We start from the raw sequence: 20,197 nt of genomic DNA, 5'->3' as shown, positions 1-20,197 counted from the left end.
CGTGCACTGAGGTCACGACCGTGGGCTATGTGGACGCGACACGGCGGCTTTGGGATGCTGGGGGGCAGGTTTACTTGGAGGCACCTGCAGTGGTGAGGTTGTCGGCACCGTCCCGTGTCCAGAGGAGCAAGTTCGTTGCCTGAGTACCGATACCCCGCGTACCGCACCTACCAGGCGGATGGCGGAAAGCCGTTGGTGTTGTTCTCTGCGCCGGCGGTCGACATCGATAAATGGGCGGGGGTTCCGCAGCGGCTGCGCGTCGAGGGCCACGAGAACATCGGTTTCCAGCGGGACAAGACGGACGACCGCGTTGATGAGATCGCAGCCTTTTTTAGTGATCCGCGCAATGTGGTTCAGAACCCGCTCCTTGCCGCACAGCAGGACCTTGCCAACGTCTCGTTCGAGCCAGGGGATGGTGGCAACGAGCAGACTCAGTTCGGTGACATCGTCATCCGGACTGACGGCCTTCGTGAACAGTCCATGCTAGAGCTTCTCCAAGGGCTCGCGGCACACCTGCGGAATCGCTTCCCGCATCTAGCTGATCGAACGCCGGAGGATGAACGTATTGCGGACTTGATCGCCCAGGTCCAGAGCGACTACGGGCACCGGCTGCCGAGTGAAGCCGGCGACTCCACCCTCGAAGGAGACGATCCGGACGATAGCCAGGACGACGATGACAAAGAGGCTGCCGGGCAGGGCACCGACACCGGACCTAACTGGAACGCCGCAACAATGCTGTCCGAGAGCACCAACCTCACGGACTTCTATCTTGAGGTCTTAGCCCGACTTGAGGTGCTGAGGCGCACGGGGCTCGACGGTGCTGATGACGAGTTGCTCGGATTCCACAGGGATGCGGTGCTGGCGTATCTCCTGCCTGTTGTGTTGGTCGATGGACAGCATCGCCTACGCGGAGCTGTCAAAGCGGCCGAAATCAAGGCTAACGACGACGCCAATCAGGATCGCGTGCTCGCATCCCTCGAGGAGGGCGTCGCGCCTGCAAACGTCAACGAGTTGATCCTGCGGGAACAGTCTCGCCGTCTCCCGGTTTCTCTCCTGATGGATCCAAGTCCGGCTGAACACGTCTTTCAGTTCGTGGTGGTAAACCAGAAGGCGACGCCGTTGTCGGACGCTCTGCTGGGAACCATCGTCGCGACGAGCCTCGGCGATCATGAGGTTGAGGAGATCGGGCAGCGCCTCCGAGACGCCAAGATCAAGTTCGATGACTCTCGGGCAATCGCGTATCTGACCCGAGACCCGAACAGTCCCTTTTATGGTCTCGTCAAGACGGGTGTCAACGATGACCGGAACGTTTCCCTTCAGTGGAGTGTGCTCCGCGGTTTGATCAGAATCTTCCGGGATCTGACCGGAGGTCGCCAGTACGGTCTCAAGAATGACCATGCCGCGCTGTGGTGCAAGAAGTGCCTACCCCAGTCTGAATATGTGGCGGGCGCCACCACGCAGAGAGAACGTAAGAAGATCTGGGGTGCGTCGGAGGGGCCATGGCTGGAGGTTTTTGCACACTTCTACACGCGCGTACGCGACGACTTCGCCGATACGGATCCGGCAGCGCCAAATGCATGGGGAAGCACGAGGGACAGCAATCTTTACAACAAAGTAAGCCTCACTATCCTTGCTGCTGACTTCTTCAAGTTCCTACACAACGCGAGAAGAACCTTGAGTTCGCGTGCAGATGTCGACGCGGCTTTTAATGACTGGATTAGCCCCGAGAGGGGCCGTAAATACTTCAACCGCCACTGGGAGTTTAATGGCTACAAAAAAGACAACGACCGAGTGAAGAAGGAGTTGGCGACACTCTGGTTTGAGTATCGAGAGAACCCGGACCGGCTCCCTCCGCTGAGTAACTTTCAGTTCTAGGTCGGCGCTGGTGAGCGTGGCAAACCTCGTCGCCTTCCTTCAGAAGGCGGTAGAGGTCAACAAATCTAAATGGTCCGGTGATGTTGTTGACTCGCTAGCCGCCTTCACTGTGCCAACACGCGTCTATGGTCCGAGGGAAGCGCTGCTCAAGGCCGATATCGCTAGCGCCTACGCGCGCTGGTTCCTGGATGGGCTGGTCGATCCGGCGCGGTACGCGGCCGACACCTCACTAAGTTTCAGCGACCTTGCTTCGCGCCTTCGGCCCGGTGTGCTCGACCTTCTGCACGACGTGCCGCGTGAGGAGGCAACAGACGCCTGGAAGGAGTTGAGCAAGTTAGCGTGGCGCGAGGTAAATGCACGTCGACTAGCTGCGCGTGCTCGAATGTCCAAGTCTATCAGAACCGAATTATGGGAGTCGATGAGCCGCCCTCACTGTTATCTGTGTGGATTTCGCTTCAGTGCGGCAGCCAGGGACAACTTCATCGCCGGTAGGACTCGTCGCGCGGTTCCCGCCCCGGTGCTCACCGACTTTGTCCGGGCGAGAGTAAAACCTCGGCATGTCAGTGTCGAAATTGACCATGTACTCCCTTTGGCGGACGGAGGTAGCAACGACCTAGACAACCTGCGGTTGGCGTGCGGATGGTGCAACATCGCGAAGGGTCGTTACACCAGCATCTACGATACTCAATCGTGGTCAGATCAGTTCTGCCACCCGGCGCTCGGCTGGGTAACCATTCCGCGCCCGCTGTGGACGTTGCGTGTAGTGAGCCTTCGGCACAAGTGTGAGAACCGGGATTGTGGAGCCGGCCTAGAAGATGGTGAGTTGCGCATCGCCCCATGGTTCGAACATGGAGCACTCACGCCGCCCAACATGAAGGTTTTCTGTGCGGTTCACGACACGTGGAAGGCGTACCGGTTCGTCAAGCGAGAATTGTTGGTCAATCGGTTATAACCTGCACGGGCGCCGTCACAACGCATGCTGCGTCGGATGGGTTTGATGAGTCTCAGTTGACTCTTTTAGCTCTGCTGAACTATCTGCTGGTATGGCGGCGGTAGAGACGATGCCCACGAATCTCTACACCAACTTCTCGCAGTGTTGCTTCCCAGCCCTTGAGCGTACCGATGCGCTCCGGGTGTGCGTACAGGCCATTGCGAGTTTCGGAAGCCGTGAGACGCTCGTATTGAAGGCGGCGGGGATGGTCAGAGGCGAGAAACTCCTCTTTGCGATGCAGCAGCGGAGGGTTATCGACCCGCCGGTAGTCACGGAGGTCGATTGCCAGTTTACGCAAGTTGACGATAACCGATCCTGCAAGGACGGGGTGCGGATCGGCATCGAACGTGGGATAGCTGAGGTAGGAGACGACGGGCTGACCTCGATGTAGCTTCACCAAGTTCGCGCCGGGCACGGCGCCTACGAAAGTGTTGGCGCATCCTTCGAGGACTCGCAGCAAGGGCGGGAGGTGGCCCAGTGCCGAGCTGTGGACGTAGAGGGCGCTGGGGGTCAGCTTCCCGACGGGCGAGGCGCAGATGGCCAGGTCGAGGCGTTGCTGCTGGCCGGTGGTGATGAGGAGTTTGTCGGCCCGGGTGCACCATTGTTTGTAGGTGCCGAAGAACTCTCGCACGTCGTGCTGGACGGGCTTGGGTAGGTGGGTGAAGGGTGGCCGTTGGTCGAAAAGTGCGAGGGCTGCGTACACCAGTAGGTCTTCGGCGCGGTGGAGGCGGTGTTGCTCCCACTTCTCCGCTCCGGTGGCGTTGACGATAACGGCGTGGGCTCGCGCGATACTTCCCAACTGTCGCTTGATCGCATCGGCCTCGGGTAGTTCTCCGGCCCGAGGAAGGCGTCCTCGTTCGGTGAGGTAAGTGATCAAAGGCGTTAACAGCACTTTGTGATTGTCGAAGAGTTGGGTGCTGACCCAAGGCGTGGGGGTTCTTGCGGTCCGGCGGACACGATCGATGAGTAGTGACTGGGCATCTGCCGGGTCACGGAACACGTACATGACCCCCGGGCCGGCTGCGAGGGTTGGGGCGGCGAGGGTGGACTCCACCCATGTACGCAGCTCCTGCTGGGTGTAGAACTTTTGGAATGTTCCGGCCGTGGTGAGGATCCCATCGCCGACCGCCCGCCCGTTCAACCCTTTGGCGTCCCAGACGAGCCGGGCGGACACGATGAGGACCTTTCGAGCCAGAGCCCATGCTGAGTGCAGGACTTCCGCGCGTTCGACGGGGTCCTCGATGACGTTCAGGACGTAGCCGAGGTTGACGACGTCAGCGGCACGACGCTCGGCGTCGCGGCGGTGGCCGGGGTCCCAGCCGGCGCAGCTGATGCCGAGTTCGGTGAGGCGCTGAAGGTCACCGCCGCGTCCACATCCGTAGTCGAAGACTGTCACGTCGGTGTGGACGATCGCGTCGTCGACGGCGGTGGCCAAGGGCCTCGACAGCGATAGCCTTGTCATCGCTGTCTTGTGCCGGGCGATGGGGGTCATGCGGCCTTGGCGGATCGGGTTGCGTCGAGGTTGATGAGGTCGGCGATGGTGCGTAACTGCCGATCGCCGGCGAGGTAGCCGATTCCTCGATGGAGGTGTAGACGGAACTGCTGCGCGAGGTTCTCGTCGTCCAAGGGGATGCCGTCGCGGTGACAGCGAACCCGTAGCAGCGCCCACAGCAGGCTCCCGTGTGCGCCGGCGAACGTACGCCAGTTCATCTCGACGTTGCTGTCGGTGACGATCCTCGCGTTCGGCGGGATGGTGGGCTCGGCGAGTGAGCGAACAAACGCCCACCGGCACAGGACGTTCCACTGGGTGAGGTTGGTACGCCGCTTGAGAGTGATGAGTTGATCCTTGGCGGTCTGGCTCAAACGGATGTGTTCGATGGTCATCGTGTCCTCACCAGAAGTAGCCGGGCTGGATGGAGGTGCCAGTGCTGTGGGATGGATGGTCGAGGTGGTACGCGTGGCCGGTGGTGGGCTTGAGTTCCTTCCAGGCTGCCTCGTCGATTTCCTGGTCGGTTGACAGCAGGATGACCTGGTGGCTCGCGTGCGGGAAGTACCGGCGGATCAGATGCTCGCGGTGCTGTCCGTCGAGGCGTCCTAGAGGAGTGTCGATGACAATCGGCAGGGGACGGCCGGATGCCTGAGCCAAGCCCCAGAGCAGGGCGACGGCGAGCAGTTGACGTTCGCCGGCCGACAATTGCTGGGGTGCGAGGTCGGTGCCGTCGGATCGGGTAAGGCTGACGGTAAAGGTCTCAGGGTCAATGCGTAGGTCAGCGACCAGGTCCTGCTTACGGAGCAGGCTGCGCAGGGACTCCAGGACGAGGCGCTCGATGCGGCGAAGGTGTCGCTTAACGGCCTCCGTCCGGAACGCAGCGAGGGTGTTGCGGACCCGTTGGCTATGGGCCAGCACGCGCTGCGAGTCCTCACGCTCGAGGGCGGCGTCGGTGGCCTTCTTGAGCGCTGACTCGTACGCCTTAATGGCGGAGGCTCCGGCGGCACGCGCGGCAGTGAGATCAGCCTCGGCACGGTCGAGGTCGCGTTGCGCGGCGGTCTCGTCGGCAACAGCCGCATCGAGGTCCTCCTGCAGGTGCTTGACAGTTTCGTCCTCCGGTACGGCCGCCAACTGCCGTTGATTGTCCTCTAGATCGGCGGTGGCCCGGTCCCGTTGCCGTAGGAGCGCTGACCGACGCTGCCGAATATCAGGTAGATCGTGCTCGTGCATCGCCCGTACGTGGACCAGGTCATCTGCGGTCAGCTGGGTGATGTCCGTGGCGCTGGCGCGGGCGGTGCGATGCAGCCTTTCCTCTGCGAGGTACTTGTCGAGGTCATCGATCGCCGCAGCTCCCACTTTCATGCCTCGAAGTCGCTCGATGATGTCGCGGTCGCGGTCGCGTAGCACGCCGGCGAGGCGGTTCATCTGGGCGGACTCGACCTCGGCCGTGGCTTGTTCGATCACCTCATCGATGAGGTCTGGGACGAGCAGGAAAGGCGCGGCGGCCTCGGCGAGGTCGCGTAGCTGCTTGTCGGCTGCTTTGAGTCGTTCGGTCGCCTTGTCGCGTGCTTCGTCGAGGTCTTTACGACGCCGGAACAGTTCACCACCTTCGACACGGAAACGTTCCTGCTGCTCGTGGCGGCGTTTGGCGGCACGCTCGACCCGGACGCGGATGGCTGCAAGGTCCTGATGAAGGCGTTCTTCGACGGCACGTGTCTGTGTGACGCGTTGCTGCAGCTCGTCAAGGTTTATCTGCTTGTCGCCGGCAGCGGACTGCCTCCGGTGGTTGCGTTCGATGACGCCCAGGTCGGTGTCGAGCCGGTCGACCAGGTCCAGCCCGAGGAGCGCACCGATGACCGTGCGCAACATGCTGCGGGCATTGTCGAGTTCCGCCAGCGTCTCAATCTTCTCGCCGTCGAAGAAAAACAGCTCGGCGATGCCGCGGGGCATGAACGCTTCGACGTGCTCGGCCCAACGGTCCGTGAGATCCCTGTCCAGCACGTTGTTCAGGTAGGCTGCGGTTCCCTCGGTGACGGACTTGCCGCGGATCTGCCAGCTTCGGTGGATGCGATAGTCGAAGCGTTCGCCTTCCCGGTAGGCATGGAAGCGCAGCTCGACCGCCGCCTTGGACGGTCCGGTGCCGCGGTGGTGGACTAGTTGCCGCAGATAGGAGTCATAGCCGCGGGCGCGCCCGGAGACTGATCGGGCCAGGGGGCCGTACAGCGCGAAGAGGATGGCCTCCAGGATGGTTGTCTTACCGCTGCCGTTGAACCCCCCGACCATCGTCACGGGCTTGCGGGACGAAGGCGGGGTCAGGTCGAGGGTGTGACGACCGGCGAAGACGCCGACGTTCTCGAGTGTGAGCTGGTCCAGAATCACTGATGTGCGGCTTCCTCGTCGATGGCGTCGACTGGTCGGGTGAAGCTTTCGGCTATGCCGAACAACCCTGCGTGCGGGTCGCTGGCCGGCTCCTTGGACTTAGCCTGCAGGTCGCGCCGGCGCAGGGCGCGCTCGGTGGCGTCCGCGGCATCGGTGTAGAAGCCGCGCTTGAGCGCTCCTTCCAAAGCGTCGAACAGCCCGGCACGACGAGTCATCGTCCGGTGCCTCTGCTCGACATCGAGTAGTTCTCGCACAAGCTCGAAATGGACGCGGTCGCCCTCCGTCAGGTCGCGCAGTAGTTGCACGTCGTCGGCGTTGAGCGGCAAGTGATCATCCATCGCCTTGCCTGGGTAGTCACTCTTGGTGGCTTCCCGGTAGACCACCGGGAGCCGGTCTTCGAACTCGTGCTTCTCGATGACCCATATGCGGCGGATCTCCTCGAGCTCCGCAGCGGAAACGAGCTCGAGGTCGCGGACGTTGTCCGGTCCGGTCTTCCTGATGTAGGTCTGGGCCTCCAGGAGCTTGCGGAGCCAGTGTTCGCGGGCCTCTTGGGTGTAGGGCCCGTGGATGAGGTCGTCGTTGAACAGCTGGATGCGGCCATTCATGCGGCGGAAGTCCCGCTTCGTCCGGTCGGGGGCGTCCAGCTCGTCCCGCAGGGCCAGCAGCGGGAGCATCCACTCCTTCTCGTCGTCGTTTTGGATCATCGCGGACATCGACTTGTCCTTGTCGACCAAGGTGCACACCCAGCAGCCGAATCGGCTATCGCCGCAGCTGGGCGTGCTGGAATCGACGACGAGGGGGCATTCGCCGTCGGCGGATGCCCCGGAGTACATGGTCAGCAGGTCCTTGTTCGAGTACCCCCACGGGTTGGGTGTCTGCATGAGGAACATCCAGACGTCGTCGTTGCTCCAGTCCTCGATGGGCGAGTACACCAGCGAGTTGGGCAGGTTCCCGTTCGGGCTCAGCTTGTCCCTGATGCGTCGACCTTCGAGCTTGGTCATGCGGCTGGAGCGGCCGGCGCTCTCGGCCTTGCGCGTGCCGAGGACCAGGATGGCCTCGCCGTGATCACGAACGACGTTCCGGATAAACGTGTTCGACGGGTTGATCTTGAGCCGTTCGGTGCACCAGCGGAACTTGGGTCGAGGCGCCGGGTAGCCGCGGCCGATCAGGTTGACCCAGAAGGAGTCCTCGACACTAGGGGTGAGCCGGTGCGGCGTGATCGGCATCGCGGCGGTGCGGGCTGCGTCGGCCAGGACGTCGAGAGAACGCGCAACCCAGGCGGCGACGACGGGGTTTTCCACGAGGGTGTCAGTGCTGATGACGTGCACCGGCTTCTTGCGTTGTTCAGCCGGCAAGCCGGCGAGGGCCAACCAGACCAGCTGCAGCACCGCGGTTGAGTCCTTGCCCCCGCTGTAGCCGACCACCCAGGGGATGTGGTCGGTGAGGTACAACTCCTGGATCTCGGTGGTCAGCCGTTCGATGACCGCCGAATATCCGTCAGCAGCGAAGACTGAGTTTGGCGTGGGCTTGCCGCGACTCATTGACCCTCTCCCATGAATGCCTTCTCGGCGAGCTGTTCTTCCTCGTTTAGTTCTTGTCCGAGCACGCCGCGCAGAGCGTTAGTCGTCAAGAGTACGTTGGCGCTTGACTTGGAGATTCTGCCGCCGACCAGTGCCCGGCCTTCCCACATGGCTCGGTTCGCCCGCGACCAGTCGACCTCACGCAGGGGGGCCAACTTCTTCCGCCATACCTGGAGCGATGAAGTGGGTGACACGTACCGGTTGCCGACCTTGCCCAATGCGTGCAGGGCGATGCCGTGCGAGTGAAGGAAGTCACGGCGGATGTCCCCGGCGGTGACTTCCTGCTGCGCGACGCGCTTCCAGTCAGGGAAATAGTCGATGAGCGCGGTCCAGAAATCCTGCGCGATGCCAGCTTGCTTCTCGTAAGGGAGGTCGTCGAATCCGTCGAGCAGGGCCTTGGTGCAGGTGAAGACGGCCGACAAGGTGAAAAGCTTGCGGGACCGGACCGACAGGTTGCTTTTCTCAGTTTCTACAAGGTCAGTGAGTACACGAGACTCGAAGACGACCTGCCGCGCGATACATGCACGGGTGTCACGCTGGTCATACAGCACACTCAGCGACGGTGCTGGGCGGATCGCGTACCGGTTGAGGTCGGCAAACATCTGCTGGCACCGGCTGAGACCGAGGTCGAGGAACAGCACGACCGCAATGCTCTCGTCGCCCAGTTCTGGATTCTCCCGCAGGGCTTCTTCGATGGCGGCGCGGCGATGTTGGCCATCGTTGATGACGAACTTGGCGGACATTGGAATCGACAGCGTGCCGATGCGATCAAGTGGCCCGTCGCCCTCAAATCCCTCAAAGCGAAGGTCGGCATCGACGGAAGCGGTCAGCGCAGAAAATGTATACGTGTCCTGATTTTCCAAGATGTAGCGGGCGATGTCGGGCACCCTCGCACGGTTCAGGGTCCGCTGAGCCCGCAACTCCGGCAAGAGTTCCTCTTCGTCGAAGACGAACAGCCGTGGGATGAGTCGTAGCGGACACATGGTCACATAGAACTCACGCTGAGCTTGAACTCCGCGAATCGCGGGGAAGACGTATTCGAAGGCCCCTCGACGTTCCGCGACGGGGGACGGCCTGCGTTGCGCCAAGGTCGACATGTCGTACAGGTTTACGACAACGCGGTACGTAAGTCAAACACGTACCAGGGCATGGCTACGTACGTACCAGCCCTCCGCTGATCCCGTACAGTGGTGGCGTGCCACGACGATCCACCTCCTTGCCCTCGCGGCTTGCCGTTACCGCAGGTCAGCCGGAGTCGATGCCGGTGTACCTCGACTGTGCCGCGACGACCCCTCTGGAACCGCGCGTTGTCGAGGAGGTGACCCGCTACCTGGTCAGTGACTTTGGCAACGCCGGCAGTCGCACCCACGGCTATGGGCAGACGGCCAAGAGCCGCGTGCAGGCCGCGCGGGAGGAGGTCGCCACCGTCGTCGATGCCGGTCCCGATGAGGTGATCTTCACCAGCGGTGCGACCGAGAGCAACAATCTCGCCCTTCTGGGCCTGGTTGATCACGGCAAGGCCACGAGTCGCCGGCACGTCATCACGACGGCGATCGAGCACAAAGCTGTCCTCGAGCCCGTCGACGAACTACGTCGACGAGGCTTCACCGTCACTCTGCTGCAGGCCGACACTTCTGGCCGGGTCGATCCCGACGATCTCCGCCGTGCCCTTCGTCCCGACACGCTGCTCGTCTCGATCATGCACGCCAACAACGAAACCGGCGTCCTGCAGCCCCTCGCCGACATCACGGCCGCTATGGATCACCATGACGCCTTCCTGCATGTCGACGCCGCCCAAGCCTTCGGTAAGGAACTCGAACCGCTGCGGCAATCCCGTATCGACCTAATCAGTGTATCCGGCCACAAGATTTACGCTCCCAAGGGCGTAGGCGCCCTTATCGCGCGGCGACGCGGCTTCGTCCGCCCGCCGCTTCGCCCCTTGCAGTACGGCGGCGGTCAGGAGCGAGGGCTTCGCGCCGGCACGTTGGCAGTCGCGTTGATCGCTGGGCTTGGCACCGCCGCCGCCCTCGCCGTGGCCGATCAGCGTGACCGCCGCCGAACCTGCGAAAGGTTACGGAGCCGCCTTATGGCAGCCCTAGCCCCGTTTGATCCGGAGTTCAATGGCGACCAGGATCATGTGCTGCCGAGCACACTGAATGTATCGATCCCGAACGGACATGGCGGATACCTGGACTCCGAGGCCGTCATGCTGGCGCTGAAGCCCGTCGTGGCGATCTCGAACGGCTCGGCGTGTACCTCGCACAGTTACGCCCCGAGTCACGTCCTGGAGGCGATGGGCCTGTCCACCGACCGCGTCCAAGGCGCTCTGCGGTTCTCGTGGTCTCATTTGACGCCGGAGCCGGACTGGGACGCGCTGAGCGGAGCATTCAGCGGTCTGCTCAGCTAGAACTCCACCCGAAGCGTGCGCCGGGCTGGGCCCAGGCCGCATGGGCGATGGTTTGATCTCATCGGTATGGGCGTTCGCTACGACCCGAGGCTAGGTCGCGGCGTCGGCGGCCAGAACGTCGACGTGGCCGGCGGTGGGCTTCACAGCCGGGCGTTCGTAGGGACGAGGGCATGGCGTTCGGCGGACGTAGCCCGACAGGCCTGTAGCGCTGAACCCGCACCGAACGGCCGGGGCAGCGTGGCGAGGATGGGGCCGACCCGCCGTTGTCGCGGGCCGACCGCAGCCTCTCGGCGTCGGATGTTTGGGCACCGGCAGCACTACAAGCCCTCGACGGGGCCTACAGTCCAAGATCATCGGCGAACTGACTCAGATCCACATCGTCGCCACCATCGTGGTGATCGAAGTAGGCGCTCAGCATTGCCACGATCACCTCGTCGTCGGTCTTGAGCTTGCCGGCGTCCAGGTGCTCCTGCAGCAGCTCTAGACCACCGTTCACGTACTCCTCGAAGATCTCGATGCGTTCGTCCACTCGGTCTTCCCGCAGGATCTCGGCATCGTTTGGATGTGCTAGCACGGCCAGGCACTGAAGGAGCAGTTCGTGGCCCGCATCGGTGCGGAACAGGTCCAACCGGATCGGGTCTTTCGCGGCGCGCGTCAGCGGTCGGCGCCGCTCGTCCACCTTGCCCAGCGCTGCGGCGAACACGAAGAGGTCGCGCATGGAAGGGAAGACAGAGCCGTTCCCCTCGGCGAGGCGAGCGATCAACTCGGCCTTGTCGGCCGGCCGGCGAACCCGCGGGTCACCCATGTCAACGAACCCTCTCGATGGTCGCGTGGTCCGAATCCGCAGCAGGCACCACGTAGTCGAAGCTTTTGTCGTCGAGGACGAGGCGCTCACTGTTGATATCGGTCTTCGTCGTCTTCATCGTGACCACATACTTGGCGCCGACCCGTCCTTCAAGTTCATCGGCGACCACCCCCTCGGCCTGCGCGGCGCTGGACAGCACCACGACTTGCGAGGCCAGGTTGGGCAGCGCCTGGGCAATCTGCTGGCGATAGGTGTTGTCCAGGTTTCCGAACGGGGCGTCCATCACGATGGGGTACAAGCCGCCCATGTGGCCGAGAAACTTCGTGTTCTCGTCCTCCTTCGCGCGCTCGCGGCACAGCGCCACCAGAGCTCCGATGAAGGAGAGGCTTAGAATCTGGTTCTCTCCGGTGGACTTCGGCGCTGGGAATCGGTCGTCACCCGACCCCTTCCACAGGTGCAGCTCAAACGAGGAGTTGAGTTCCGGGTAGAACGATTTGACCGCGATCCGTGAGAAAACGTCTCGAATTTGACGGTCCAACCGGGTGCGTACGAACTCGCAGGCAGTATCGTACATTTTTTGGAACGCAGCATGTGCGGAGTCGTTGACGTCGATACGACGACGGATCACGGCGCTTTGCTTGTCAGTTATCTCAACCTTCGCCAACAACTTGCGAAGCTCCGCCGCCCGATCGTCCTTCTCCTTCAACTGGCGCTCGATGTCGAACACGCGGCGCCTGTTGTCGATGATCTGCGTGTCAAGCTTCGTGAGACGGCTCTCAAGTTGCTGGGCATCCTCTGCCGGCAACTTCTTGATCTGCGCCGAGACGTCGCTGACGATGGCGGCAGCCTGCCGTGCGTCCTCGATCGCCGTCGCGATGTCGGCATTGACCTGCCGCAGCTGCTCAGGCAGGCCAGCGGCAACGTCACGGACCTCTCCGATACGGCCCTGCAGCTGCTGCCAGGCGCCTTCCACCTCGGCGAGGCCGGCCTTGGCCCGCCACCGCTCAACATGCGCGTGCGGCTCAGCCCCCGGCCGTAGCGCGGTGCCGCAGATGCACGTCCCGGTGTTCAGGAGTTCTTCCACGAACTGGCGCTTGAGAGGAGCGGGCAGCTGCCCTTGGTCCCGAAGACCCATAGCCGCCTGCTCCACATCCGGGAGCAGCTTGGCCAGCAACACCTTATAGGACTGCCGGCTTAGAAGATTTCGGCGTGCTTCTCGCGCCCGTGCTTGCCGCTCCACGGCCGCGTTGTACGCGCGCTCCTGGTCATCTCGGCGCTTCTGCAGTTCCGCCGCCGGCCCGTTTGCGCGCAGCAGGCCCAGCACTTGTTCCTTTTCGTCGCCCAAGTGGCGATGTTCACCGTTGAGTCGTCGACGCTCGTCCTCCAGGCGGTCAATCGCCTCACGAACTTCATCCTGCTCGTTGACGATGTTACTGGCCTGCGTACCGCCGAGTTTCCGCAACTCTGCGCGGAGGCGCTTCGACAATTCGGGTAGGTGCTTCAGGGCGACCTCGTATTGTTCCAAACCGAGCAGCGTCTTGATCGCGAGTTGGATCTCGGCGTAAGCTTTCGGCTGTACGAGCTGCTCGATTCTTTCGCCGTTGAAGAAGAAGAACTTTGACAAGTCCTGGGGTAGAATCTGGGCGATGGAGTCACCCCACGGATCTACCTTCTTCCAGACCCCATTCATTTCCATGCTGTCGAGTTGCACGTCAACCGTATGTGGTAGCTGTTCACGACCGCCCTCCTTAAGGGTGGTCACTCGACGCTTGAGGTGATAGTGCACATTGTTGTGTTCGAAGGCCACGGCGACGCTAGTCTCCAGCACAGCGTCGCCTGCGGCGTCGTCCCACACGGAGTCCGACACCAAGCGGTCTCGCTGCTCGAAGTCCAGGGAGGTTTGCCCATACAGCGCCCAGGTGAAGGCGTTGAGCAGTGTGGTCTTCCCGCCGCCGTTTGCCCCGTAGATGAGGGTGACGTTCCGGTCATCCCCGGTCGCGAACTCGATCTTGTGGGTTCCGGCGAACTGTCGGAAGTTGTGAAGCTCGAGGGATATAAGCTTCATCACTTAACCAACTTGTCCAGCGCGTTGGAGTACAGGTCAACCAGGCCGCGTGAGAAGTTACGTAGGTGCATCCTGCGGCGCGATATATCTAGCACATTCTTCATGTGCTGCTGCACGATATCCTCCTGTTCGGCAGCTATTTGTGCCACAGCCTCGCGTTCAGTTCGCGGTTCACTGCCCACTGACTGTTCCTCCTAGATGTCCATCAAGCCGTACGCGGTGCGGATGGGTCGCATGGTTGCCAACGCCTCGCCGGCGTTCCGCGCCGTGGCGGCGAAGTCCGAGAATCGGGCCAGCTCGCGGCGCAGCAGCCGGCGCTCCAACTGCATGTCCACATGGCCGTCGGGTATTGCGATGAAGTCAACGATCTCCGCATACTGCTTGCCCTCAGCACGACGCAAGATTCGGCCGCGCCGCTGAATGAACTGCCGCGGGTTGCTTGTGCTCGCAAGGATGAACGCACGCCGGGCGTCCGGCACGTCCACACCCTCGTCCAGGCACCGCATCGACACCAGCGCTCGGAGATCACCGCGCCGGAACCGGGCGAGGATGTTCTGCCGGTCATCCCGAGACTCTTCGGAGGTGTAGGGGTGGCTCGGGATGCCCAGTTCTGCACCGACTAGCCGCTGCACCTGGTCAATCTGGCGTTCGCCGCCCTGCGGTGGTGACCCTTCCGCGCAGTACAATAGCTGCCAACGGTCGTCCGCCCTCGGTCGCAGCTGCTCACGAAGTGCTTGTAGCTTGCCCTCGGCATGGGCGAGCAACTGTGCTCGGCGCTGCAGCAACCGGGACAGCTGTGATGCACCTTCGCTGTCGGAAACGTCGAGTTCGACGCCGGAGGCGAACACCTGCCCAATCCGCTGAGTGAGCTGGGCATACAGCCCGCTCTCTTCCTCGGTCAGCCGAACCGGCACCGGGTAATAGTCGTACTCGCACAACGCGCCGAGCCGGATCGCATCGGCCAGTCCCAGCTCGATCACCGGATCACCGAAGTACTCAACAAGCGCGCGAGTGCCGGCTGGATCGAACCACCGCTCAGGAGTCGCCGTCAAAGCCATGCGATATGGCGCGGACGCTGGCAAAGCCGCAAGCGCTGACGAGGCTCCGAGGTTGTGTGCCTCGTCGGCCACGAAGACGAACGGCGCGCTCTGCCGGCTCAGGAACTCCTGGAACGGCGCGCGAACCAAGGTCGCGTTGGTAGTGATCAGCATGCCGAACCCAGTCGTCCTAGACGCCAGACCGATCGTCAACGCGTTCGCCGCATCAGTCCATGCCCGGGCGCTGTCGTAACAGCACAAGGCTTGTACGCCGAAGCGTGCCGCCTCCGCCTTCCACTGATCGACCAAATCGAGCTGCGGCGCCACTACCACCGCCAACAGTGGCTTGCGCTGTTTCTCGTAGATTTCCGCCATCTTTGACAATGCCGCGAGCGCCGTCAGCGTCTTGCCGGTGCCAGTGGCCATCTGGAAGACGCCACGGCCATTCGCGCTGAACCACTTCTTGATGGCATCCTTCTGGTACTCCCGCAGCGACATATCCAAGGGCATTCGCGGCAGCGGAAAGGAACCAGACCGACTACCGATGAGGATCCCGGACTCCAAGCCCGGCAGCTCTTCCTTAAGACCACGCTGCTCGGCGGCCTTCGCGAGCTGTAGCAGGCGATCCTTGCCTAGATCGGGGAAGTCGATGACCTCAACATTCGGTGTCACCCCGTCCCACAACCCGATGAAGTGGTCTGCGATTCGCCTGACCCGTTCGTGGTCAGCCTCTATCCATCCCCTGAAGACCTCCACGGACTCGAAGTTCTCGACTAAGGCGCTCGCCGTCTCGTTCGACGACCCTGTGAAGGCCACAACATCATCGTGACTGTCGGTGAAGACACCAATTTTCTCGTGGTAGAGCGCCAGACGATTCTGTCGGCGAACTACGGCGATGCGGATGTCGAGAACGCCTTGACCAACGAGCCGTCCCAGCAAGCCCAGCTGCGCTAGCATGCCTGGTGACTGCTCGACTTGGGGGCCGAGCTCGCGCTGCAGTGCTTGCGCGATGATCTCTCGGTACTGATAGCCCAGCTCGATCTGTTCGACATCTTCAGGCGTCAGATGAGGGCTGGCTATGAGCCGAATCCGCCCGCCCTTCAACGCGAGCCGCTCAACTCCCCGCGCCGCCAGCGCCAAGCTGGTACCCGTGAAGTAGCCGACCGCTCGGTCATATCGAACCGAAGCACCCAGGCATGGGCCATAGAAGTCGTTGACCATGTCATCTGTGGAGCTTCGATAATGATCACGGAGGCCAACGCGGCGGAGCCCAGAACCGGTAAGGTGATTGGTCAATGCAGGGCGCTCCCCGTGCTGATCTTGGCCCGACTGACGCGCTCGAGCAGCAGCGCTCCTCCGCAGCCGTACCTCATCGTACGTAGGCGGAGTCTATCCGCGTGCACGTCGGGTCGCGCAACGCTGCTGGGGTCCGACAAGGTCCCTCGACGCATTGGTGCCGTGTGGGGCCAAGGGAAGTTGGAGTCCCGCAGGTGGGGCCAGAGCAAGTTGGTTCAGTGGGGCCATAACCTGCCTGCCCATAGTGGCCTGCCGCCTACGTGCAGAGCGCACGCAACACACGCTGCTGGCGCCTGATTACTTTCGACCACGGTCGCTATCAGCGCCCCGGCGACCAGGTAAGGGCCGAAGGCGATGCTGTGTGCACGGCGCAGCGCCAGGCGCGCCAGCGCTTCAGGAACGGCGAGCACGAAGGGCAGCAGGCTGCCGAGGAACACCGCAGGCCAGCTGGTGGCGCCCAGTGCCGCGCCGAGCAGCGCGGCCAGCCGCACGTCGCCCAGGCCCATTCCGCTGCCCGCCACGAGAACCAAGGCCAGGTACAGGCCACCGATTGCGGCCACGGCTAGCGCGGCGGTGACCAGCGTTTGCGCCTGACCCGTGGCCGCTGCTTGGCCAGCCAACAAGACGCCGACGGTCAGGGCGGCGGCGCTGATCACGGGCGTGGGCAGCCTGCGGACCGCGACGTCGACGGCGGCGAGCAGCACGCCGGTGTGCATCACCACCAGCCAGACCGCCAGCAGGGGCAGGCCGCCGGGGGCGTCGCGCAATATCCAGGCCAGGCCGGCAGAGATAACAGCCAGCCCGATGCCACACAGCTCCGACAGGACCACAGTGGTCACCGCGCTCCTAGCCGGAACACGGCTGGATGGCGGGGTGCCCATCCTGGCCGTCCCGGATGCGGGCGAGTCTGCGATGGCCGGCGGGTTGGTCACCAGCCAGGTGTACGCGTGTGGCAGCGCCAAGCCGGCAAGGGCACCGCTGAAGAGCGCCAGCCCCAGCGCTGCAGGAGTCATCGGCTGCGGTTGTCGCGGCGCGCGATGGGCCTACGCCGGTCCGGTATCGGCGGCGGTCGGCTGGGCACAGCCGTCGCGATAGGTGTCTGACCAGCGCCGCATCTCGCGCATGAACGACGAGAGCAGCGGCAGCAGGTGCGTGCCGGCGGCAGTCAGGGAGTAGGTGCCGGCACCAGCGTCGTCGGTATGGTGCACCAGGCCGCCGTCGCGCAGCCGGCGCAGGGCGTCGTTGAGCGACTTGGAGCTCGGTGCCGGTTGGATCTCGCGCAGCAGCTCCGAGAATCGCATCGGCCGTTGACCGAGTGCCGTGAGGATCTCCAGGGTCCACCGCTGGGCACACAGCCTGATCGCTTCGTGCGCGACGTGAAGGTCGTCGTCCATCCGCCTCCCCTCCCCGTCAAGGTCGGCCAGAGGACGAGTCTAGGGGATCGACTGCTCTACGTGAACAACGAATTCACGTTGAGTCAGATGGAGATCATCGAGGCGTCGAGTCACGTCGTTGAGTAGCTGACGCGCCGGCAAGGTGGCGGCAGCCCTCCGCGAGCGCGTTCAGGGCGTCCGCCAGAGCGTTCCCCATAGTGGACAGGCGATAGGCGCCCGTGGCGGCGACCACGTCCCAGCTGCCATGCGGTTCCCGCCGCAGAAGTCCGGTCGCCGCGAGCCAGCATAGGTCGGCCCGCAGCGCCTCGCGGGAGGCCTCGTCCACACCACCGAGGTCGCCGACAGTGGCAGCAGCGCGGTCACGCAGCGTCACGAGAGCCGCGATGGCCGTGGGCCGACGGGCGAGCTCCGCAGCGAGGTCGGCGGGCTGAGGACCCTCGGCGGTGCGGCTCATAATGCGCGCTCCCTTGAGATTTTCTGAGGATTCTAAGGCCTTCGATCCCTGTGGGCATAGTGTCGCGAATCCGACACCGGCTGGTCGGATTGCGTCGAAAGACTCGCATTATCGGTGACCTCGAGGTGAGCACCAGACGGTAATCACCGGAAGGTAAGCACGTTGCGGTAACCGTAGGGGCCGGGTGTAGAGGTGGGTTCAGGCATCCGTGCGTGCAACTTCCACGACAGCGGGGTGGGTCCGCTTCGCTGTGGCCAGGAACCGTCAGGAGGCAGGGCGGCAGATGACGATCCGTAACAGACAGCGAACTTCCACCGTTCGAGCGCGAGGCCGCCGCTTGCGCCTGGCGGGCTCGGCGGCAGCCCTGTGCCTGGTGGCCGGCGCGGGAGCGTGCGACGCCGGAAACACCGGGCAAGAACCTTCTCCCACTACCTCGGTCAGTGTTTCCACGCCCAGCCAGGATCCGCGTGGCGCGGCCGAAGGCGCCGCGCTGGACGTGTACCGCGGTATGTGGGCCGCGTACGCGAAGGCCGGTCTTACCGCCAACCCCGACGAGCCCGACCTCAGCAGGTTCGCCAGCGACGGCGCGCTGAAGACGTTGCGAAACGGGCTGGCCACCTACCGGAGCAAGAAGCAGGTACTCAAGGGCAAGTACGTCCTAGACCCTCAGGCCACCGACGTCGCGCTCAACGCCTCACCTGCGACGGTGACCGTCACCGACTGCATCGACGACAGCGCCTTCCTGGTCTACAACCTGGCGGGCAAGCCGATCAACGACGTGCCCGGGGGCCGGCGGAGCGCGCGGGCAACGGTCACGGACCTCGAGGCCGGCGGCTGGAAGGTCACCGGCTTCGGCGTCCAGGACGTGGGGTCGTGCTGATGCGTCGCACCGCCCAACTCCTGACCGCTGCGGTCTCGGCAGCGATCGTACTGATGACTGGAAGCCTGGAAGCACGTGCTGACGGTGGCATCGGCGGGGTCAGCTGCACCCAGAACCCGTCAGCTCCCGAATGCGAGATCAGCGCCGGCACCCCCGGCGGGTCTGGCGGCTCCACCGGCGGCAACCAAGGCGGCGGGTCCGGTGACGACGGCTCGGGCGGCGGCGGTGGCGACGGCTGCTACTGGGCGCTGGTCGACGTGGGTCTCCCGCCTCCGCCGGGCAAGGGCCCAGAGGGCGGTTGGTATTCGCGGACTTGCGTAGCCAACGGGCTCGGGTCGCAGGAGGTGCCGGTGTGGCTGGACCAGGCGCCGACGGTGAATCTGACGGCGTTGGCGCAGACGGCGCGTTCTCGGCTGCGCCTGCCCTCGCCGCAGATTCACACGAATCCCACCACCGCGCCGTTCGTGCTGGTGCAGGTGCCGGTCTGGCTGTGGGTGGACCCGGCCACGTGGGGTGCCCGGTCGGCGACCGCGTCGGTGCCTGGGGTGTCGGTGACCGCGACCGCGACACCGACCCGGGTGGTGTGGTCCTTCGGCGACGGCAGCGACGACCTGACGTGCACTGGTCCGGGCAAGCCGTGGAAGCCGGGCACCGACCCGCGGGCGTCGTCGCCGTGCGGGCACACCTACACCTCCTCGTCCGCTGTCGCGGCGGGGGCGGCGTTCCGGCTGCGGGCGACGGTGACGTGGTCGGTCACCTGGTCTGGTGCCGGTAGTGGGGGCACTCTCGCTCCGCTCACGACGACCTCGACGGTGTCCGTGCGGGTGGCGGAGTCCCAGGCGATCGTCGGAGGTGTCCGGTGAGCGTCACGACGGACCGTCCCCGGCCGGGGAGCATCGCCGCTGCGGATCTGCCGCCGGTGTCCACCGGTATGCGGCGGGTGGGGCGGCGCAGCGGGCGGCGTGTGGTCGCCGGGGTGCTGCTGGTCCTGGCGACGGTGGTGACGTTTTGGCAGTTGGACCTGCGCCGGCACGCCGACGAGCAGTTCCTCGCCGTCGCGCGGGACGTACCGGCGGGTCAGGTCATCACCGACGTCGATGTCCGGGTGGTGCGGATGGCGAACCCGTCCGGCCTGGACCTGGTCCCGGCCGAGCGGCGCGGCGGGATCGTTGGCCGTTCGGCGGCGGTGCCGCTGGCGGCAGGGAGCCTGCTGGTGTCGGGGCAGGTCGGGCCGGCGGCGTGGCCTGCGGCGGGGCAGGCGGTGATCGCGGTGCCGGTCAAGCCGGGCCGGGCCCCGACGAGCCTGACCGCCGGGTCGCGGGTGGTGGTGCTGGTCGCCCCGCCTGCGGGGGGCGGGCAGCAGGCGCCGCAGCAGAACAGCGGTGTACGCCGGGCGGTGGCCACGGTCGTGTCCGTGGCGGCGGGCGCCGACCAGGTGGGCACGCAGTTGGTGACGGTGCTGCTCGCCGCGGACGCGGCGGAAGCGGTCGCGGCGGCTCCGGGGGACGTGTCGCTGGTGCAGCTCGGCCCGTCCCAGTGAGACGT

17 protein-coding genes and 1 pseudogene are annotated in these 20,197 nt (G+C 64.2%); 6 read left to right on the top strand and 12 right to left on the bottom strand.

The window, feature by feature from the left end; all coding sequences use genetic code 11:
- Positions 1-135 precede the first annotated feature (135 nt).
- Positions 136-1,875: a ParB N-terminal domain-containing protein gene (locus tag GA0070617_RS04465; protein WP_139135572.1), complete on the top strand. Its 1,740-nt coding sequence runs from the start codon at positions 136-138 to the stop codon at positions 1,873-1,875.
- 10 nt (positions 1,876-1,885) lie between these two features.
- Entirely contained in the window at positions 1,886-2,827 is a 942-nt protein-coding gene (locus tag GA0070617_RS31005) for an HNH endonuclease (protein WP_217628769.1), read from the top strand.
- A gap of 79 nt (positions 2,828-2,906) precedes the next feature.
- Here the strand turns inward: GA0070617_RS31005 and GA0070617_RS04455 are convergent, their stop codons facing one another.
- Genes GA0070617_RS04455 through dndB form a run of 5 tightly spaced genes read right to left on the bottom strand, consistent with a single transcriptional unit; the run spans position 2,907 to position 9,411 of the window.
- Positions 2,907-4,358 carry a DNA phosphorothioation-associated putative methyltransferase gene (locus GA0070617_RS04455; RefSeq protein ID WP_091434196.1) on the bottom strand — a complete coding sequence of 484 codons (1,452 nt, stop codon included), beginning with the start codon at positions 4,356-4,358 and terminating at the stop codon, positions 2,907-2,909.
- Entirely contained in the window at positions 4,355-4,750 is a 396-nt protein-coding gene (dndE, locus tag GA0070617_RS04450) for a DNA sulfur modification protein DndE (protein ID WP_091434194.1), read from the bottom strand. Before dndE ends, GA0070617_RS04455 begins: the two co-directional genes overlap by 4 nt.
- Positions 4,751-4,757: 7 nt before the next feature.
- The gene (gene dndD / locus GA0070617_RS04445) at positions 4,758-6,734 is read right to left on the bottom strand and encodes a DNA sulfur modification protein DndD (RefSeq protein WP_091434192.1); all 1,977 of its coding nucleotides are present in this window, start codon (positions 6,732-6,734) and stop codon (positions 4,758-4,760) included.
- Positions 6,731-8,275: a DNA phosphorothioation system sulfurtransferase DndC gene (dndC, locus tag GA0070617_RS04440; protein ID WP_091434190.1), complete on the bottom strand. Its 1,545-nt coding sequence runs from the start codon at positions 8,273-8,275 to the stop codon at positions 6,731-6,733. The genes dndD and dndC overlap by 4 nt, the downstream gene beginning before the upstream one ends.
- Positions 8,272-9,411 carry a DNA sulfur modification protein DndB gene (gene dndB / locus GA0070617_RS04435; protein WP_091434189.1) on the bottom strand — a complete coding sequence of 380 codons (1,140 nt, stop codon included), beginning with the start codon at positions 9,409-9,411 and terminating at the stop codon, positions 8,272-8,274. Before dndB ends, dndC begins: the two co-directional genes overlap by 4 nt.
- Positions 9,412-9,572: 161 nt before the next feature.
- Here dndB and dndA point away from each other — a divergent pair, with 161 nt between their 5' ends.
- The gene (gene dndA, locus GA0070617_RS04430; RefSeq protein WP_091434187.1) at positions 9,573-10,721 is read left to right on the top strand and encodes a cysteine desulfurase DndA; all 1,149 of its coding nucleotides are present in this window, start codon (positions 9,573-9,575) and stop codon (positions 10,719-10,721) included.
- A gap of 337 nt (positions 10,722-11,058) precedes the next feature.
- On the opposite strand, the gene GA0070617_RS04425 is transcribed toward dndA, so the two are convergent.
- From GA0070617_RS04425 to GA0070617_RS29605, 7 genes and pseudogenes are all read right to left on the bottom strand, one after another.
- Positions 11,059-11,526 carry a DNA phosphorothioation-associated protein 4 gene (locus tag GA0070617_RS04425; protein ID WP_091434184.1) on the bottom strand — a complete coding sequence of 156 codons (468 nt, stop codon included), beginning with the start codon at positions 11,524-11,526 and terminating at the stop codon, positions 11,059-11,061.
- A 1-nt stretch (position 11,527) separates the two neighbouring features.
- The gene (locus GA0070617_RS04420; protein ID WP_139135571.1) at positions 11,528-13,591 is read right to left on the bottom strand and encodes an AAA family ATPase; all 2,064 of its coding nucleotides are present in this window, start codon (positions 13,589-13,591) and stop codon (positions 11,528-11,530) included.
- Positions 13,591-13,773 (bottom strand): hypothetical protein, encoded by a 183-nt coding sequence (locus GA0070617_RS29610; RefSeq protein WP_139135570.1) that lies wholly within the window; start codon positions 13,771-13,773, stop codon positions 13,591-13,593. The genes GA0070617_RS04420 and GA0070617_RS29610 overlap by 1 nt, the downstream gene beginning before the upstream one ends.
- 12 nt (positions 13,774-13,785) lie before the next feature.
- Complete coding sequence (locus tag GA0070617_RS04415; RefSeq protein ID WP_091434180.1) at positions 13,786-15,849, bottom strand: DEAD/DEAH box helicase family protein; 2,064 nt, start codon at positions 15,847-15,849, stop codon at positions 13,786-13,788.
- Between the two features lie 374 nt (positions 15,850-16,223).
- Positions 16,224-16,937: pseudogene (locus GA0070617_RS04410) on the bottom strand (prepilin peptidase); the annotation flags it as partial.
- 30 nt (positions 16,938-16,967) lie between these two features.
- A complete protein-coding gene (locus GA0070617_RS04405) occupies positions 16,968-17,318 on the bottom strand; it encodes a winged helix-turn-helix transcriptional regulator (RefSeq protein ID WP_091434177.1) in 351 nt (116 codons plus the stop codon).
- 94 nt (positions 17,319-17,412) lie between these two features.
- Positions 17,413-17,772 (bottom strand): hypothetical protein, encoded by a 360-nt coding sequence (locus GA0070617_RS29605; protein ID WP_139135569.1) that lies wholly within the window; start codon positions 17,770-17,772, stop codon positions 17,413-17,415.
- A 283-nt stretch (positions 17,773-18,055) separates the two neighbouring features.
- Here GA0070617_RS29605 and GA0070617_RS31270 point away from each other — a divergent pair, with 283 nt between their 5' ends.
- Genes GA0070617_RS31270 through GA0070617_RS04390 form a run of 3 tightly spaced genes read left to right on the top strand, consistent with a single transcriptional unit; the run spans position 18,056 to position 20,192 of the window.
- Complete coding sequence (locus GA0070617_RS31270) at positions 18,056-18,652, top strand: hypothetical protein (protein ID WP_229688162.1); 597 nt, start codon at positions 18,056-18,058, stop codon at positions 18,650-18,652.
- Positions 18,652-19,515: a hypothetical protein gene (locus tag GA0070617_RS04395; protein ID WP_373868302.1), complete on the top strand. Its 864-nt coding sequence runs from the start codon at positions 18,652-18,654 to the stop codon at positions 19,513-19,515. Before GA0070617_RS31270 ends, GA0070617_RS04395 begins: the two co-directional genes overlap by 1 nt.
- Positions 19,512-20,192: an SAF domain-containing protein gene (locus GA0070617_RS04390; protein WP_091434170.1), complete on the top strand. Its 681-nt coding sequence runs from the start codon at positions 19,512-19,514 to the stop codon at positions 20,190-20,192. Before GA0070617_RS04395 ends, GA0070617_RS04390 begins: the two co-directional genes overlap by 4 nt.
- Positions 20,193-20,197 lie beyond the last annotated feature (5 nt).

This window comes from Micromonospora yangpuensis, from assembly GCF_900091615.1.
Classification (GTDB): Bacteria; Actinomycetota; Actinomycetes; order Mycobacteriales; family Micromonosporaceae; genus Micromonospora; species Micromonospora yangpuensis.
This window is presented reverse-complemented; position numbering and strand designations above follow the sequence as displayed.

Bases quoted from the DNA above. Each gene is read 5' to 3' on its own strand.
- GA0070617_RS04455 (WP_091434196.1), bottom strand. From the start codon at position 4,358: ATGACCCCCATCGCCCGGCACAAGACAGCGATGACAAGGCTATCGCTG.
- dndE (WP_091434194.1), bottom strand. From the start codon at position 4,750: ATGACCATCGAACACATCCGTTTGAGCCAGACCGCCAAGGATCAACTC.
- dndC (WP_091434190.1), bottom strand. From the start codon at position 8,275: ATGAGTCGCGGCAAGCCCACGCCAAACTCAGTCTTCGCTGCTGACGGA.
- dndB (WP_091434189.1), bottom strand. From the start codon at position 9,411: ATGTCGACCTTGGCGCAACGCAGGCCGTCCCCCGTCGCGGAACGTCGA.
- dndA (WP_091434187.1), top strand. From the start codon at position 9,573: ATGCCGGTGTACCTCGACTGTGCCGCGACGACCCCTCTGGAACCGCGC.
- GA0070617_RS04425 (WP_091434184.1), bottom strand. From the start codon at position 11,526: ATGGGTGACCCGCGGGTTCGCCGGCCGGCCGACAAGGCCGAGTTGATC.
- GA0070617_RS04420 (WP_139135571.1), bottom strand. From the start codon at position 13,591: ATGAAGCTTATATCCCTCGAGCTTCACAACTTCCGACAGTTCGCCGGA.
- GA0070617_RS04415 (WP_091434180.1), bottom strand. From the start codon at position 15,849: ATGGTCAACGACTTCTATGGCCCATGCCTGGGTGCTTCGGTTCGATAT.
- GA0070617_RS04405 (WP_091434177.1), bottom strand. From the start codon at position 17,318: ATGGACGACGACCTTCACGTCGCGCACGAAGCGATCAGGCTGTGTGCC.
- GA0070617_RS29605 (WP_139135569.1), bottom strand. From the start codon at position 17,772: ATGAGCCGCACCGCCGAGGGTCCTCAGCCCGCCGACCTCGCTGCGGAG.
- GA0070617_RS31270 (WP_229688162.1), top strand. From the start codon at position 18,056: ATGACGATCCGTAACAGACAGCGAACTTCCACCGTTCGAGCGCGAGGC.
- GA0070617_RS04395 (WP_373868302.1), top strand. From the start codon at position 18,652: ATGCGTCGCACCGCCCAACTCCTGACCGCTGCGGTCTCGGCAGCGATC.